The 16057-nt window shown below is 64.4% G+C and carries 16 protein-coding genes; 5 read left to right on the forward strand and 11 right to left on the reverse strand.

All coding sequences use genetic code 11. The features are described from left to right. The 9 genes from ACP7DE_RS20065 to ppnN all read right to left on the reverse strand — a co-directional run bounded on the left by ACP7DE_RS20065 (position 1) and on the right by ppnN (position 8508). On the reverse strand, positions 1-960 hold the full coding sequence (locus tag ACP7DE_RS20065) for a 2-hydroxyacid dehydrogenase (RefSeq protein WP_426073723.1): 960 nt from the start codon (positions 958-960) through the stop codon (positions 1-3). Positions 961-980: 20 nt separating this feature from the next. Beyond that, the gene (locus ACP7DE_RS20070) at positions 981-1955 is read right to left on the reverse strand and encodes a sugar kinase (protein ID WP_426073724.1); all 975 of its coding nucleotides are present in this window, start codon (positions 1953-1955) and stop codon (positions 981-983) included. Next, positions 1952-2698 (reverse strand): sugar phosphate isomerase/epimerase family protein, encoded by a 747-nt coding sequence (locus ACP7DE_RS20075; protein ID WP_426073725.1) that lies wholly within the window; start codon positions 2696-2698, stop codon positions 1952-1954. Before ACP7DE_RS20075 ends, ACP7DE_RS20070 begins: the two co-directional genes overlap by 4 nt. Further along, positions 2695-3429, reverse strand: coding sequence for an amino acid ABC transporter ATP-binding protein (locus tag ACP7DE_RS20080; RefSeq protein WP_426073726.1), 735 nt, complete (start codon positions 3427-3429; stop codon positions 2695-2697). Before ACP7DE_RS20080 ends, ACP7DE_RS20075 begins: the two co-directional genes overlap by 4 nt. Further along, a complete protein-coding gene (locus ACP7DE_RS20085; RefSeq protein WP_426073727.1) occupies positions 3416-4066 on the reverse strand; it encodes an amino acid ABC transporter permease in 651 nt (216 codons plus the stop codon). The genes ACP7DE_RS20080 and ACP7DE_RS20085 overlap by 14 nt, the downstream gene beginning before the upstream one ends. Before the next feature lies 1 nt (position 4067). Next, positions 4068-4760: an amino acid ABC transporter permease gene (locus ACP7DE_RS20090; protein ID WP_426073728.1), complete on the reverse strand. Its 693-nt coding sequence runs from the start codon at positions 4758-4760 to the stop codon at positions 4068-4070. Positions 4761-4851: 91 nt separating this feature from the next. Beyond that, positions 4852-5658, reverse strand: a complete 807-nt coding sequence (locus ACP7DE_RS20095) for a transporter substrate-binding domain-containing protein (RefSeq protein WP_426073729.1) — start codon at positions 5656-5658, stop codon at positions 4852-4854. 209 nt (positions 5659-5867) lie between these two features. After that, the gene (locus ACP7DE_RS20100) at positions 5868-6938 is read right to left on the reverse strand and encodes a LacI family DNA-binding transcriptional regulator (RefSeq protein WP_426073730.1); all 1071 of its coding nucleotides are present in this window, start codon (positions 6936-6938) and stop codon (positions 5868-5870) included. Between the two features lie 199 nt (positions 6939-7137). Next, positions 7138-8508: a nucleotide 5'-monophosphate nucleosidase PpnN gene (gene ppnN / locus ACP7DE_RS20105; protein WP_426073731.1), complete on the reverse strand. Its 1371-nt coding sequence runs from the start codon at positions 8506-8508 to the stop codon at positions 7138-7140. Positions 8509-8819: 311 nt separating this feature from the next. Between ppnN and ACP7DE_RS20110 the strand changes: the two genes are divergently transcribed. The 3 genes from ACP7DE_RS20110 to ACP7DE_RS20120 all read left to right on the forward strand — a co-directional run bounded on the left by ACP7DE_RS20110 (position 8820) and on the right by ACP7DE_RS20120 (position 12849). Then, a complete protein-coding gene (locus ACP7DE_RS20110; protein WP_426073732.1) occupies positions 8820-10325 on the forward strand; it encodes a peptide MFS transporter in 1506 nt (501 codons plus the stop codon). 130 nt (positions 10326-10455) lie between these two features. Continuing rightward, positions 10456-11142, forward strand: a complete 687-nt coding sequence (locus ACP7DE_RS20115) for a UPF0149 family protein (RefSeq protein ID WP_426073733.1) — start codon at positions 10456-10458, stop codon at positions 11140-11142. Positions 11143-11154: 12 nt separating this feature from the next. Next, the gene (locus ACP7DE_RS20120; protein WP_426073734.1) at positions 11155-12849 is read left to right on the forward strand and encodes a hypothetical protein; all 1695 of its coding nucleotides are present in this window, start codon (positions 11155-11157) and stop codon (positions 12847-12849) included. 40 nt (positions 12850-12889) lie between these two features. On the opposite strand, the gene ACP7DE_RS20125 is transcribed toward ACP7DE_RS20120, so the two are convergent. Continuing rightward, on the reverse strand, positions 12890-13453 hold the full coding sequence (locus tag ACP7DE_RS20125; protein WP_426073735.1) for a GNAT family N-acetyltransferase: 564 nt from the start codon (positions 13451-13453) through the stop codon (positions 12890-12892). 56 nt (positions 13454-13509) lie between these two features. Further along, entirely contained in the window at positions 13510-13737 is a 228-nt protein-coding gene (locus ACP7DE_RS20130) for a hypothetical protein (RefSeq protein ID WP_426073736.1), read from the reverse strand. 186 nt (positions 13738-13923) lie between these two features. On the opposite strand from ACP7DE_RS20130, the gene ACP7DE_RS20135 reads away from it, so the two are divergent. Next, complete coding sequence (locus ACP7DE_RS20135; protein ID WP_426073737.1) at positions 13924-15129, forward strand: hypothetical protein; 1206 nt, start codon at positions 13924-13926, stop codon at positions 15127-15129. Next, positions 15122-16051 (forward strand): AAC(3) family N-acetyltransferase, encoded by a 930-nt coding sequence (locus tag ACP7DE_RS20140; protein ID WP_426073738.1) that lies wholly within the window; start codon positions 15122-15124, stop codon positions 16049-16051. Before ACP7DE_RS20135 ends, ACP7DE_RS20140 begins: the two co-directional genes overlap by 8 nt. Positions 16052-16057 lie beyond the last annotated feature (6 nt).

Here is a 16057-nt window from a genome sequence, read left to right on the forward strand (position 1 = left end):
TTAGCTCACCAGGTGACGCGGACGCTCGCCGCGCAAGCCGGCCAGCAGCTTGTCCACGGCCTGCTGCGCCATGGCGTAGCGCGTTTCATGCGTGGCCGAGCCGATATGCGGCAGCGCCACCACATTGGCCATGCCCGGCAGCGGATTGTCCGGCGCCAGCGGTTCGCGCTCGAACACGTCGAGACCGGCGCCGTGGATGGTGCCCTGCTGCAGCGCCTCGATCAGCGCCGCCTCGTCGACGATGCGCCCGCGCGAACCGTTGATGAAGATGGCGCCGGGGCGCATCAGCGCGAACTCGCGCCGGCCCATCATGCGTTCCGTCTGCGCCGTCAGCGGCAGCACCACGCAGACAAAATCGGAGCCGGCCAGCAAGTCGTCGAGCGCCACCTGGCGCGCGCCCAGCGCCGCCTCCACCTCGGGCACCGCCTCGCCATTCACGTACAGCACCTGCATGCCGAAACCCAGCGCGGCGCGGCGGGCGACGGCGCGGCCGATGCGGCCCATGCCCAGCATGCCGATGGTCTTGCCATGCACGTTGACGCCATACTGGCTTTCGCCCACGCTGCGCGTCCAGCGTCCCGCCTTGACGAATTCGGCCAGTTCGACAACGCGCCGCGCGCTGGCCAGGATCAGCGCGAAGATCGTGTCGGCCGTCGTTTCCGTCAGCACGTCCGGCGTATTGGCCAGCAAGATGCCCCGTTCGCGCAAATAATCGACGTCGAACTGGTCGACGCCCACCGAAATGGTGGAAATGATGCGCAGGTCAAAGGCCGGGTCCAGCAGTTCGCGGTCCAGGCGCACGCTGGCGCCCAGCAAGCCGTGCGCGCCGCGGATGGCGGCGGCGAACGCGGCGCGGTTGCCCGCATCGATGGCCTCGAAATACGTCACCTCGCATTCGGCGCGCAGGCGCGCCAGCAGCGGTTCGGCCAGCTTTTTATACACAACCACATGTTTTTTCACGAGTGTTTCCCCTGTTCGGTTCAAGATTGGAGCAGCGCGTCGAGCTGGGCGCGGGTCGGCAAGCCTTCCATGTCGCCGGCCACCTGGATGGCGAAGGCGCCGACGCGGTTGCCGCGCCTTACCGCCTGCGCCAGCGGCAAGCCTTCCAGCAAGGCGCTGACCAGGCCGGCCGCGAAGCCGTCGCCGGCGCCCACCGTGTCGACCACGTTGGCCACGCGCTCACCCGCCACCATGCCGCTGTCGCCATCGGCCGTGCGGTAATAGGCGCCCTCGGCACCCAGCTTGATAACCACCAGGCGCGCGCCCCGCTGCAAATAAAAGCCGGCGATGTCGTGCGGCAAGTCGTGACCGGTGAGAATTTTTCCCTCCCCCAGGCCAGGCAGCACCCAGTCCGCCTTGGCAGCGAGGCGGTTGATCTGTTCGACCATCACCGCTGGCGACGACCACAAGGTGGGCCGCAGGTTGGGATCGAATGACACCGTCCTGCCGTTGGCGCGCATGAAGTCGAGCGCCTGGCCGGCGAACGCCAGGCTGGTCTCGGACAGCGCCGCGGCCACGCCGGTGGCGTGCAAGTGGCGCGCGGACAGGAAATAGGCGGGGTCGAAATGCTCCGGCGCCAGCCGGCTGGCGGCGGAACCCTTGCGGAAGTATTCGACCAGCGGATCGGCGCCGTTCTCGGCCTTCTCCTTGAGCAGGAAGGCGCTGGACTGGCCTGCGACGGTGACGACCCGGCTGCAATCGACGCCCTCGGCCTGCACGCTGGCGCGGATGAAGCGACCGAAGGAATCGTCGCCCACGCGGCTCAGCCAGCCGACCCGCAAGCCCAGGCGCGCCAGGCCGATGGCGACATTCGTCTCGGCGCCGGCCAGGCGGCGCGTGAAATGCGCCACGGCCGCCAGGTCTCCCGTTTCCTCGGCAACGAACATCGCCATCGCCTCGCCATAGGTGACGACGTCGAGCGCATGCGCCCCTCGAACCATTTCATGTTCCATCATGCGGCCTCCAGCATCCGGATGTAGCGGCCCGTTTCGGCAACAAGGTCGGCGCCATCCAGCGGGAATTCGATGGCCCGCGGCACGCCCGGCGCAATGTGGGCGAAGACGGCGCGCCAGGCCGGATCGGCCTCGGAGACGGCGCACGCGGACAGCCGCCCGCCGTCATCGAGGACGGCCTTGCAATGCACATAGCGCACATACGGCGCCAGCAGGCGCGCCGCCTGCTGCGCGTCCTCGCCCACCCAGCGCCAGTTGCCGATGTCGAACGTCAGCCCCACCGGCAGCCCGATTTCGCACGCCGCCTCCAGGAAGCGCGCCATAGTCGCCAGCTTGCCGCCATGGGCCGTCTGGTCGTTTTCCACCAGCAGCGCCACGGGCGCCGCCGCCAGCTGGGCCTTCAAGGCTTGCAGGTCCGGCGCGGCCGGGTAGTGGCCCAGCGACACCTTCAGGTAGCGCGCCCTCAGGCGCGCCGCCTCGTCCAGCATCTGCTGCAGCAACTCTTGCTGCAGCAACCCGTCCGCACCCCATAATTCGATGGGCGTGGAATACACCGAGTACAGGCCGCGCGCGGCCACCGCCGCGCCCATGCGCGCCAGGTCGGGCAAGTCGGAAGTAAACAGTTCGCGGCGGATCTCGATGCCGGCGCCGCCCGCCTCGGCCACCACGTCGATGAAATGGCTTTGGCCCAGCTGCCTTACCCTGCTTGCGCCGTAGGCCGACGCCGCCACCAGGACGGGGCTCATTTGATCGCTCCCGCGCCGACGAACTGGCGCGCTTCGGGCGTTTGCGGGTTGCTGAAGAAGGCTTCCGACGGTCCGCTCTCCCACACCGTTCCCTGGTGCATGAAGACGGTGACATCGGCCATGCGCCGCGCGAACTCCATCTCGTGCGTCACCAGCAGCATCGTCATGCCCGCCTGCGCCAGCTCTTCCATCACCTTCAGCACTTCCTGCGTCAGTTCCGGGTCGAGCGCCGACGTCACTTCGTCGAACAGCATCACTTGCGGTTCCATCGCCAGCGAACGGGCGATCGCCACGCGCTGCTGCTGGCCGCCCGACAGCTGCTCGGGATAGGCCTCGCGCTTGTGGTCCAGGCCCACCTGCTTGAGCACGCGCAGCGCCGTGGCGCGACCCTGCGCGTCGGGCACCTTCTTGACGATGCGCGGCGCCAGCATGACGTTTTCTTCCACGGTCAGATGGGGGAATAGGTTGTAGCTCTGGAAGACCATGCCGACATCCTTGCGCAAGTCGAGAAGGTGCTCCTGGCGCGCCGTCAGCGTATGGCGGGCCACGACGATGCTGCCGCTGTCGATGGTTTCCAGGCCGTTGATACAGCGCAGCATGGTGCTCTTGCCGGAGCCGCTGCGGCCGATCACGGCGATCACCTGGCCCCGCTCGACGGCGAAGGAAATGCCCTTGAGCACGTGATTGGCGCCGAAGCTCTTGCTGATATTGTCAATTTCAACGATGGGCATGGAATTTCCTTTCCAGGGTATGGCTGTAGCGCGACAGCGGATAGCACATCGCAAAGTAGATCAGGGCGACGACGGGGAAGACGATGAAAGGCAGGAAGGTCGCGTTGCTGACCAATTGCCCGGCCCGTGTCAGTTCCACCACGCCGATGATCGAGGTGATCGAGGTGTTCTTGATGATCTGCACCATGAAGCCCACCGTCGGTGGCAGCGAATGACGCAGTGCCTGCGGCAGGATGACGTAGCGCAGCTGCTGGTAACGGTTCAGCGCCAGCGCGGCGGATGCTTCCCACTGCTGCCGCTGCACGCCTTCGATGCAGCCGCGCCAGATCTCGCCCAGGTAGGCGCTGGCAAAGATCGTCATCGCCGCGCCGGCCGCGATGATCGGCGACAGCTTGTGGCCGAACAGGGCCAGGCCGTAATAGGTAAGAAACAGCACGATCAACACCGGCGTGCCCTGGATCAGCTGGATGTACAGGGCGCTGGCGAAACGCAGGAACGGGCTGCGCGCCGTGCGCAGCAGCGCCACCGCGAAGCCGGCGATGCCGCCCGTGATGAAGACGATCAGCGACAGGCCGATGGTCCAGCGCGTGGCCTCGAGCAGGAATTGCAGGTTATCCCAAGAAAAGTCACTGATCATGTCATGCTCCCATGCGCACCGCGCCCAGACGGCGGCGGCGTTTGAAGACGATCTGGCCCAGTACCCAGAAGCCGAAGCGGAACAGCAGGGCCAGCAGGGTGTACAGCACCATCACGACGATGTAGATCTCGAAGCTGCGGAAGGTTTCCGCGTCGAGCAGGTGGGCGGCGGCAGTCAGCTCTTCGGCGGAAATGGCCGACACCACGCTTGAGGCCAGCATCATCAGCGTGAACTGGCTGGCCAGCGCCGGATACACTTTTTCCAGCGCCGGCAGCAGCACCACGTGACGCATCACCTGCCAGCGCGTCATGCCCAGCGCCTGCGCCGCCTCCAGCTGCGACGGATGCACGGCGACTATGCCGGCGCGCACGATTTCCGCCGCATAGGCGCCCAGGTTGACCGTCATGGCGACGAGCGCGGCACCGTTGGCGTCAAGCTGCAGACCCAGCGACGGCAAGCCAAAGTAAATGATGAACAGCTGCACCAGGAACGGCGTGCTGCGGATCACCTCGACATACGCGCGCACCGCCACGCGGGCATAGGCGGGACCGTTCTTCAGGATGACGGCGGCGCACACGCCCACCGCCAGTCCCAGCACCATAGCCAGGGCGCTTAGGCGTATCGTCAGCACCGCGCCCCACAACAGGCGGTCCAGCGATGGCATGATGAGCTCGAAATGAAATTCATACGGCATACTCAACTCCTTATCTACGTGCGCATCCGCAGCGGGGCCACCATGGTGGCGCGCCGTGCGGACAGGCACTCTTCCTATGCGGGTTGCGGTATCAGAACGTTGGCAATGGCGGCAGCGGCGCGCCGCTCCACTTGCGCGCGATGGCGTCGAGTTCGCCGTTCAGCTTGACGTAGTAGATGAAATTGTTGAGCCACTGGTGCAGCTCGAAGTCGCCGCGGCGCACCGCCATCGAATTCGGCTGCAGCGAGTAGGCGAAGCGGACCTCGATCTTGCCCGCGCCGCGCGTCTTGATGATGTCGAGCGCCATCGTGCTGGGGATCGAAACGGCATCGACCTGCTTGCTGAGCAAGGCCTGGGTAACGGTGGCGTCATCCTCGAAACGCACGATGCTGGTGCCGGGCGGCGCCATGCGGCTCAGCGCCGTGTCATTCGTGGTGCCGCGCGTCACGCCCACCTTCTTGCCCTTCAGGTCGGCCAGGGCCTTGAATTTGCCGCCGACCGGCGCGACGATCGCCAGTTCAAACGCGCTGTAGGGCATGGTGAACATCAAGGTCTTGGCCCGTTCCGGCGTGGGCGCCAGGGTCGCCACGAGGAAATCGACCTTGCCCGATTCCAGCGACGGCACGCGCGACGGCGCCGTCAAGGGCACCACTTCCACGGGCAGATTCAGGTATTTGCCGATCAGGTTGGCGACATCGACGTCATAGCCGACGGGCGTGCCCTTGGCGTCGATGCTGCCAAACGGCGGCGTGCCGCTGACCACGCCGATGGTCAGCTTGCCTTTCTTGATCAAGTCACCCAGCGTCTGGGCGCCGGCGTCGGCGGCCGCGCCCAGGGCGCACGTCGCTGCCAGCGCGCAGGCCACGATCTTCGCGTAAAACAGTGTCGTCATCTTCATGTTTCAGTCTCCTGTGATCCCGGTACCGGCCTCGTCGAGGCACTTCCGGGAATATTGTCAAATGGACGATTGAGATCGTCTCTTGCCATGTCTTTCCATTGCCCTGCCATTGCCCTGCCTGACTATCCACTCCCCTTTCCAGTGTGAACACTCGCTATGAAACCGGTTCCATACCTTTCCCAAAAAAAAGGGCAACGCCCTCTTCCCCTTCAAGCGTCGCCGCCCTTGCCTGCTTTCCCCCCTTGGGTGGAATTGCGCACAATCAACTTACCCGGCAACAGCACCTCGCGCGGCGGGCACTGATCGCCCTGCAGGCGAGACAGCATGCACGTCATCGCCGAAAAGCCGATCTCGTAAGTCTGCTGCTCGATCGTGCTCAGGCCCGCCAGCGGCGACCACGGCAATTCATCAAAGCCCAGCAAGCCCACGTCTTGCGGCATGCGCAGCGCAAGGCGCTGCAGCATCAGCGCCAGTTCCAGCGCGACCATACCGTTCGAGGCCAGCAGCGCCACGCGGCGGCCGCGCCACTGCGCCAGGCATTGCCGCACCTGCGCGTCGATGGAGGGACTGTCGTCAAGGTCGACTGCCAGCACTTCGCCCACGCAGCCGGGATGTTCGGCCATCACGGCCTGAAAACCGTCGGCGCGCATCTGCCGCGAACTGACGCCCGTCAATGGCGGCGCGACGAAGGCGATGGCGTCGAAACCCTGCTCGATCAGATGCGTGGTGGCCAGCCGGCCCGCTTGCACATTGTCCAGGCCCACCAGGTCAAAATCGGCGCCCTCGATGCGGCGGTCGACCAGCACGATGGGCATGTCCGCCTGCTGCAAGTCGGACGACTGGATGTTGCGCCCCTGCGTGTTGACGATCAACCCTTCCACGCTGTACGAGCGCAGCGAGGCAAGCGACTGCCGTTCGCGCTGCTCGTCATTGCCGGTATTGCACAAGATCAAGGTGTAGCCATGCTGCTGGCAAGCCGCTTCCACGCCGCGCAGCACGGCCACCGTGTAGGGGTTCAGCATGTCCGCCACGACCATGCCGATCAGGCGCGTGCGCCCGCGCTTGAGGCCGCGAGCCATCTGGTTCGGCTGGTAGCCGAGGCGCGCGATGGTGCTGTCGATCTGCTGGCGGATGTTCTCGGACAAAGCGTCCAGTTCGCCGCCGAGAAAGCGCGACACACTGGTCTTCGACACGCCCGCCTCGCGCGCCACCTGGGCGATGGTCACGGGCCTTGCCGGCTCGCCGGAGGCTGTTTTTTTGCTGCCACGTACTGTATCCAAGGTTGCTCCCGACTGCCTGTTGACATCCAAACGTTAAATTTGGAACCGGTTCCAAAGATAGCACCACAGAATCGATGACGCAAGCGATTTGAGCGCTTGTGGCGATGAAGGAACACGCTGGGGGCCATGCAGAGGGGATTACGCCGCTGCCCGCCCCCGGCAAACGCGGAGTCGGGCAGCGCGATGACTGGAAGGTTGCTTACTGGATTACGGTGTAGCAAGGCACGTAGGCCGTACCCGCCAGCTTCATGCGGTGCTGCGCCACGAACGAGGCCAGCAGCGCATCCATGGGGCCCATGATGTCCTTGTCGCCATGGATTTCGAAGTTGCCGTGCTCTTCGATCGAGCGGATACCGTCGTCCTTGACGTTGCCCGCCACCACGCCGGAAAACGCGCGGCGCAGCTGGGCTGCCAGCAAGTGCGTGGGCTGATTCTTGTGCAAGCTCAGGTTGCGCATGTTTTCATGCGTGGGATGGAACGGCTTCTGGAACTCGTGGTCGATCTTCAGCAGCCAATTGAAGTAATACGCATCGCTGTGGGCCTTGCGGAATTCGCGCACCTGGCGTATGCCTTCGAGCATCTCGCGCGCCACCAGTTCCGGGTCGTCGATGATAATTTTATAGCGCTGCTGCGCTTCCGGGCCCAGCGTGTCGCTGATGAACTGGTTGATCTGCACGAAATACTCACGCGAGGTTTCCGGTCCCGTGAAAATCAACGGGAAGGGAATCTCGGCATTCTCCGGGTGCAGCAGGATGCCGAGGATATACAAAATCTCTTCGGCCGTACCGGCGCCGCCGGGGAACACGACGATACCGTGGCCCGCGCGCACGAACGCTTCCAGGCGTTTTTCGATGTCCGGCATGATGACCAGGTCATTGACGATGGGATTCGGCGATTCGGCGGCAATGATGCCCGGCTCCGTGATGCCCAGGTAGCGGCCATTGTGCAGGCGCTGCTTGGCGTGGCCGATGGTGGCGCCCTTCATGGGACCCTTCATGGCCCCCGGGCCGCAACCGGTACAGATGTCGAGACCGCGCAAGCCCAGCTGGTAGCCCACTTCCTTCGAATAATTGTATTCGGCGCGGTTGATCGAATGGCCGCCCCAGCACACCACCAGGTTCGGATTGAGCTGGGTTTGCAGCACGTTCGCGTTGCGCAGGATGTGGAAGACGGCGTCCGTCACGCCTTCCGTGCTGTGCAAATCGAATTTCGGGTTGCCCGTGACTTCATCGCTGACGAAGATGATGTCGCGCAGCACGGCAAACAGGTGCTCGTGGATGCCCTTGATCATCTTGCCATCGACAAAGGCGATGGCCGGCGCGCCCTTGATGTCGAGCTTGATGCCGCGCTCGCGCTGGATGATGGAAATTTCAAACGATTGGTAGCGCTCCAGCAAGGCGCGGCCATCGTCGATGGTGCTGCCGCAATTCAAGACCGCCAGCGCGCAGCGGCGGAAGGTGTTGTACAGGCCGCCCTGGCTGGTGTCGAGCAGTTTGTTGACTTCAGTCTTGGAGAGCACGTCCAGGCGGCCTTCCGGTGAAACCAGAGTATCGATAACGTCGTGTTCCATAATGCGAAAAATTCCTTTAAAAATCGATGCTCGAAGGTCTTGCAGCCTTAATATACGACAAGTCGGGCAAGTTGTGCTGTGGCGCCGCCAAATCGCCCCGGCCGCCCTTGCCTGCAAACCGGTTTGACCAATATGAAACAGTCATTCTTGCTAATGCAAATCGAAATCTTCGCGCAGCGCAATTTGTAGATTAGAATGCCAGCCTATTGGAATTCCCGTGCGTGAGGTTCTTCATGAGAGTCCCCGCCGCCCGCAGGCTTCCATAAGTTTGTTGTATCTATTGACTATAATAATTTTTCAGGAGGAACCGCATGAGCGGTGCGACTACGCCCAACAAGGAAGCCGTTATTCCCGAGTTCAAGCAGATTATGGGCCATCCAAGCCCATTGTGGATGTTGTTCATGACTGAATTCTGGGAACGCTTCGCGTTCTACGGAGTTCGCTGGGCGCTGGTACTGTACATCGTTGCCCAGTTCCACGGTGGCGACGGTTCAGGACAGGCAGCGGCCAACCTGACCTACGGTTCCTTCCTCGCGCTGGTGTACGCCGGCGCCCTGTTCGGCGGCTACATTGCCGACCGCGTCATCGGTTACCAGCGCTCGATCCTGCTGGGCGCCGTCTTCATGGCTGCCGGCCTGTTCTGCATCTCGGTACCGAACCAGGACATCTTCAACCTGGGCCTGGCCACCATGATCGTCGGTAACGGCATGTTCAAGCCGAACATCTCGACCATGGTCGGCAAGCTGTACACGACAGCCGATCCGCGCCGCGACAGTGGCTTCACGATCTTCTACATGGGCATCAACATGGGCGCCATGGTCGCCCCTGTCTTCACCCAGTGGCTGGCCGAGTCGATCTTCGGCACCAGCGCCATGCCGTCGTACAAGATGGTCTTCATGGCGTCCGGTTTCGGCATGATCATCAGCCTGATATGGTTCGCCATCGGCCGCCGCGCCCTGAAGGGTATCGGCGCTCCGGAAGCCGGTGCCGGCAACCCGATGCGCGTCGTCTGGGTGGCCGTCGGCTCGCTGTGCGTGATCCCGCTGATGTACTTCCTGCTGACCGTCGGCGCTGAAAAGCTGCAAATCGTCCTGACGGTGCTGTTCATCGGCCTGGCCTTCATGCTGATGATCGAAGGCATACGCAACGGTAAAGTGGCGCGTGACCGCGTCATCGCCATGCTGCTGATCTTCGTCTTCAACATTCTGTTCTGGATGTTCTTCGAACAGGCAGGCAGCTCGTTTACCTTCCTGGCTGACAAGATCGTCAACCGCGACCTGGGCTTCTGGATCTTCCCGACCGCCTACTTCCAGACGGTCAACTCGGTCGCCATCATCGTCTTTGCGCCGATCATCGCCGCCATCTGGGTCTTCCTGGCGCGCCACAACGTCAACCCATCGATCCCGCGCAAATTCGGCCTGGGCTTGCTGGGTAATGCGCTGGCCTTCGGCTTGCTGATCTTTGCTCTGTCGAGCCTGGTTGGCGCCGATAACAAGATCCCGTTCTGGACCCTGACCACTGTGTACGTGCTGCAATCGATCGGTGAGCTGTGCCTGTCGCCTATCGGCCTGTCGATGGTCACCAAACTGGCCCCAGTGCGCCTGGTCGGCCTGGGCATGGGCGGCTGGTTCCTGTCGACCGGTATCGGCAACAACCTGTCGGGCATCTTCGCCAGCCACGTCAGCGGCACGAGCGGCATGTCGGTGCAGTCGGCCCTGTCCGGCTATACCTTCGGCTTCTGGTCCCTGCTGGGCGCCGGTGTCGTGCTGTTCTTGATCGCACCGCTGATCAACAAACTGATGCACGGCGTGAAGTAAGCGTCTTGCTGTAGATCAGAACGGCGGCCTGCGGGCCGCCGTTTTTCATTCCGGCAGCCGTTTTCTCCTGGCCGGGCGGTACAATAACGCCAGGGCCACCGGCCATCCTCCCACATTACTGAAGAACCCCATGTCCAGCATCTCCACCACCACGCCCCTCTCCGACGACGAATACGCCGAACTCGACACCTTGCTGGCCGCACCCGCCCTGGCCGGCGTCGCCATGGACGTGTCCATGCTGGAAGGTTTGCTCACTGCCGTCGCCCTGAGCCCGAAACAGATCACGCCGGAACAATGGTTGCCATGGGTATGGGACAAGGCTGCAGGTAGCGCTGCGCCCGTTCAAGACGCGGACAAGGAACGTGCAGCCGCCCTGGCACAGCGCCACCACGCCTACATGGTCGAATGGCTGGCGAAGGACCCGGACAGCTTCGAGCCCATCTACGTATGCGGCCCCGAATGGAGCGTGCCCGCCTGGTGTGCAGGCTTCCTGCTTGGCACCAGCCTGGACAAGCCCCAGTGGGCGGCCCTGGCGGTCAGCCACCCGCAATACCTGGCGCCGTTCCGGCACCTGGCCGCTGCCTGCGAGCTTGACGACGATGCAGCCGAAACGGCCATGGATGGCGTGATTCCATCCGTGATCGCCATCAACGCCGCCTGGGCGCGCCAGCGCCACCTGAAAAGCCAGGTACAAAGCCAGCCCGGCGCCACCGTGCTGCGCGACGTGCCGAAGACGGGCCGCAACGACCCGTGCCACTGCGGCAGCGGCAAGAAGTACAAGAAATGCTGCTTTGATGCCGATAGCGCGGCCAGCTAAGGCGGACTCTCCTTGCGCCAGCTGCTGACGGCCATCCTGCGCTTCCTGCTGCGCCACGCGCTGCAGTTCGCGCTCTTCATCGTCATCCTGCTGGCCGGACGCTTGCTGCTGGCCGAATGGCGCGCCTACAGTGCCGGCAGCGAGGCCATGGCCACCCTGCGCCAGGCTTCCAGCAACGCCGGCAACCATGGCGCCGGCCTGGCTGATGCCGCCACGGTCCGCGTCAACGCCCTGCAACAAGCCTCGCTCACGGCCATCGCCGCGCGCATGGCGCAAGTGCAGGCGCAGTTGACCGCCTTACGCGCGCAGCAACAACCCTCGCTGTTTACTATTCCCCTGCCCGACACGAACACCCTGGCCATGCACGCGCAGGACGAAGCGGCGCGCCGCGTGGAAATCGAAGTGCTGGTGCAGGAAGCCCGTTATCTGACCTCCTTGCAAGCGGCGATCAGCGGCGAAGATGCGCGGCACACCCTGGCGCGCCTGCACGCAGAACACGTCAGCGCGTATGCCGCGCTGCAGCACAAGCTGCGCCAGCGCCGGCAACTGGAAGCGCAGCACCCCGTGGCGACCCGCCTGCCCGGCAGCGACGCCTACGCGCAGCTGTCGCAGCTCGAAGTGGAAAGCCAGCACCTGCGCGACATCAACCTGCAAGCTTATCGTGCCTGGGTAGCGCAGCGCGCCCGCACCAGCAACGCCACCCGCCCCGCCTCATTTGCCATCGACAACACGGCATTGGCCGGCGCGCTGGCGCCCGTGCAGGCGGCCATCGCGGCCGGCGAAGGGCAACTGGCGCGCAACTGGATCGCCCGCTGGCGCGCTCCCGTGCTGGACGTGGCACCGACAGCCGCCCTGCTGGTGCTGTCGGCCATCCTGCTGCCCGTCGCCATCAAGGCCTTCTTTTACTTCGTGCTGGCACCCCTGGCCTCGCGTTTGCCGCCGCTGTCGATTGCGCGCGAGCTGCAGATGGCGGGCAGTTCCCTTCCCCTTCCACCACATGGCGAATCGCGCATCTCCGCCGTGTCGCAGGCATTACAGCTAAACCCTGGCCAGCAGATGCTGATCCACCCTGCATACCTGCAATCGTCGCCCGTCAGCACGCACAAGCGCACGCAATGGCTGCTGGACTGGCGCTTTCCATTTACCAGCCTGGCCGCCGGCATGGTTGCGCTGACGCACCTGTACAGCGACGAACCAGCATCCGTGACGGTCTCCGCCAGCGACGATCCGCTGCTGGAAGTGGCCATCGTCCACCTGCCAGCCGGCAGCGCATTGGTATTCCAGCCACGGGGCCTGGTGGGCCTGATCTGCGACACGGGCCAGCCGCTGGCGATGTCCTGTCACTGGCGCCTGGGCAGCCTGCATGCCTGGCTCACCCTGCAGCTGCGCTTCATCGTCTTTCGTGGCCCCGTCACGCTGATCGTGCGCGGCTGCCGTGGCGTGCGCCTGGAGCGGGCCGGCCAGGGCCGCTCCATCAGCCAGTCCGCCACCCTGGGCTTTACGACCGACGTGCTGTACTCGACCCTGCGCAGCGAAACCTTCATCCCCTACCTGCGCGGCCAGCAAGCCTTGCTCAACGACCGCTTCGACGGCGACAACGGCGTCTACCTGTACGAGGAAACCCCGCGCCACGGCAAGCAGCCGGGCACAGTGGGCAAGTGGTTCGAGGGATTCACCGATGCGATCTTGAAAGTGTTCGGCATCTAGCTGACGAAACCATGATGAACGAATGACCTGCGCGCCTGGTTCATGTCAAGCTAAGGGCAGCACCATCCGGCACAAAATCCGGCTGCAGCAAGCCATACACATGCAGGTCGACAAACACGCCATTTAACAATTCCGCCTGCCGCAACACGCCTTCGCGCGTAAATCCCAGCCGCCCGGCCAGCCCCATGCTGGCATGATTGCCTGCCGCGCACTGCAATTCGATGCGGTGCAATTTCAGCGCGCCAAACGCATGCGCCAGGACGGCGCGTACCGCTGCGCTGGCGATGCCACGGCCCAGGAACTGGCATCCCACGTAATAGCCGATCCTCGCATTTCGGTCAGCCTGTTGTATGTCTTTCAGGCGGATGCTGCCGCATAAAGTCGTGCCGGAAAAAACATGCCATTCCAGCACTTCACCGCTGGCGGCGCGCGCGGCAGCGGCTTCCAGATAGGCCCTGGCATCGTCGACGCACGCCAGTTGCACCACGGCGGGAAGGAAAGCGTGCAGGTGGTCACGGTTGTGTCCTACCAGTTCAGCAAGGGCTTCGGCGTGTTCAGCCGAGGTTGGAACAATAGAAATATCTGGAAATGCTGAAATATTCACACGCAGAGACCTCTGGCGGGCCGGTAAAGTGAAAGAAGAAACACGTAGTGGGACCGCTACACCGCAATCGAATGCGACACCGTCAGCCACTCGTCCGGCTGCAAATTCGCCGCCGCCTCGCGGGTAGCCAGCACGCTGTCCGGGTCCAGGTCGGACCGGTTCAGCTTGTAGGAATAGGCAAAATCATCGGCATCGAATGCCTGCCCTGCCTTGACGTAATACTTGAAGCCGACAAAGGAGTCGGGATTGGTGACGACGGTGTATTCAAGCGTGACGCTATTCATGGCGGGCCTCGTCAACGATGGTGAAATAGATATTATGCGTGAATTTGCGTCAATGTGCGTCAATTCTGGCGGCAGCGACGCGGCGGCTAATCCTTGCGGCAAGTCAATGGCCCTGCCGGCTGCCAGCGCTACAGTAGCCTGAACCCACCACCACGCCATTACTGTCCATTACTGTCCATTACTGCCATGCACACCTTGCTCATGAAGATCAGGAACACACTGGCGCCGCCAGCGGGCCTGCCGGCGGCGGCGCGCATGGAGAGGCTGTCGGACCGGCGCGGCCTGCCCGCCGTCGACCCCGGACCGCAAGCCGTCGTCAAGGCCTGTACCACCTGGCTATGCGCGGCGCAAGACCATTCCAGTTCAAACGACGGCGGCGTCGCGCGCGACTACAGCCTGCTGACAGGCTGGTCGAGCTCCTACCCGGAGACCACCGGCTACATCATCCCTACCATGATCGCCCTGGCGCAGCGCACGGGCGACGATGGTCTGCACGGGAGGGCACGCCGCATGCTCGATTGGTGCGTGGCCATCCAGTTCCCGCAAGGCGGTTTTCAGGGCGGGAAGATCGATTCGACGCCGCGCGTGCCCGTCACCTTCAACACGGGGCAAATCCTGCTCGGCCTGGCCGCCGGCGTGCAAGCCTACGGCGCGGCATACCAGGACGCCATGCATCGCGCGGCAAGCTGGCTGCGCGACAGCCAGGATGCCGACGGCTGCTGGCGCAGGCATCCGACGCCGTTCGCCAGCGCCGGCGACAAGGCTTACGAAACGCATGTGGCGTGGGGCCTGTTCGAAGCGGACCGCATCGCGCCGGGCCACGGCTATGGCGCGGCCGGCCTGCGCCAGGTTGACTGGGCGCTGAGCAAACAGCGTCCCAACGGCTGGTTCGCCTCGAACTGCCTCGACAACCCGCTCCTGCCCCTGACCCACACCATCGGCTACGCCTTGCGCGGCCTGCTCGAAGCGCACTGCTTTTCGGCGCGCGCCGACCTGCTGCAGGCCGCCGCGCGCACCGGCACGGGCATTGCCAACGCCGTGGCGGCCGATGGCTACCTGGCCGGCCGCCTCGGCCCGGACTTACAGCCGGGGGCCAGCTACGCCTGCCTCACGGGTTCCGCGCAAAACGCGCATTGTTTGTTCCTGCTGTACCAGCTCACGGGCGAGCGGCACTACCTCGACGCGGGACGCCGCCTGAACCGTTACGTGCGGCGCTCGGTCAGCATCGACGGCCCCGCGCACATGCGCGGCGGCGTCAAGGGCTCGTTTCCCATCGATGGCGACTACGGCACCTGGGCTTACCTGAACTGGGCTGCCAAATTCTGCATCGATGCGAACCTGCTGGAACTGGCGCTGGAACCGCATTTGGAACAGAAAGCCGGCGATGCTTGAGCGGGCCCAACGCGCCGCCAGGGCTGCGCTGGAAGCGTGGCGCCGCGCCGCCAGCACCCGGCACGTGCGCCACAACGCACCCCACGTTACGCGCGAAGCCCTGGCGGCCGGCCTGGCGCGACTCGGCATCACGCAGGGAGAGACGCTATTCATCCATTCTTCGCTGAAAAGCCTGGGCTACGTGGAAGGTGGCGCGCTGGCGGTGATACGCGCCCTGCAGGACGCCGTCGGCCCGCAAGGCACCCTGCTGCTGCCCACCTACTATCTGCCCGGCGGCACGGTGCGCGCCACCTGCGCCATGCCAGACTATGTGTTCGATCCGCGCCGCCATGGCACGCACATGGGACGCCTGCCCGAAGCGTTCCTCGCCAGCGCCGGTGTCCGGCGCAGCATCCACCCCACCCATTCCGTGTCCGCGTGGGGCCGCCACGCCGCCGATCTCACCGAGGCGCACCACCGCGCGCCTTCGATCTTCGGCATGGACTCGCCGTGGCAGAGGTTTATCGGCTGCGACCATGCGAAGGTGCTGGGTCTCGGCATCTCCATGGGCCCGGTGACGTTCTATCACGCGCTGGAAGACGCCATGGGCGACGCCTTTCCCGTGCCCGTGTGGGAAGACGATACAAAGCTGCTGGCCTGCCTGGACCACGCCGGCCATCGCTGGGAAGTGCCCGTGCGCCCTTTCGATCCGGCAGTCGCGCAGCGCCGCATCGACCATCCCGGCCGTGACGACCTGCGCGAGTATTTTCACCGGGAATTTGACGCCGCCGGCCTGCGCGTCAACGGACAGGTTGGCGATGCGGCGTCGTGGTGCATTCCGGCGCAGGCGTTCTTCGAGCACCTGCGCCAGCTGGCGTCCGAGCACGTGACCATCTACGCCAGCGCGGCGCAGCTGGCGGCGCGGCCCATCGGGCACACATAAAAAAAA

The organism is Janthinobacterium sp. DSP2-3-3, assembly GCF_049897325.1.
GTDB lineage: Bacteria > Pseudomonadota > Gammaproteobacteria > Burkholderiales > Burkholderiaceae_D > Janthinobacterium.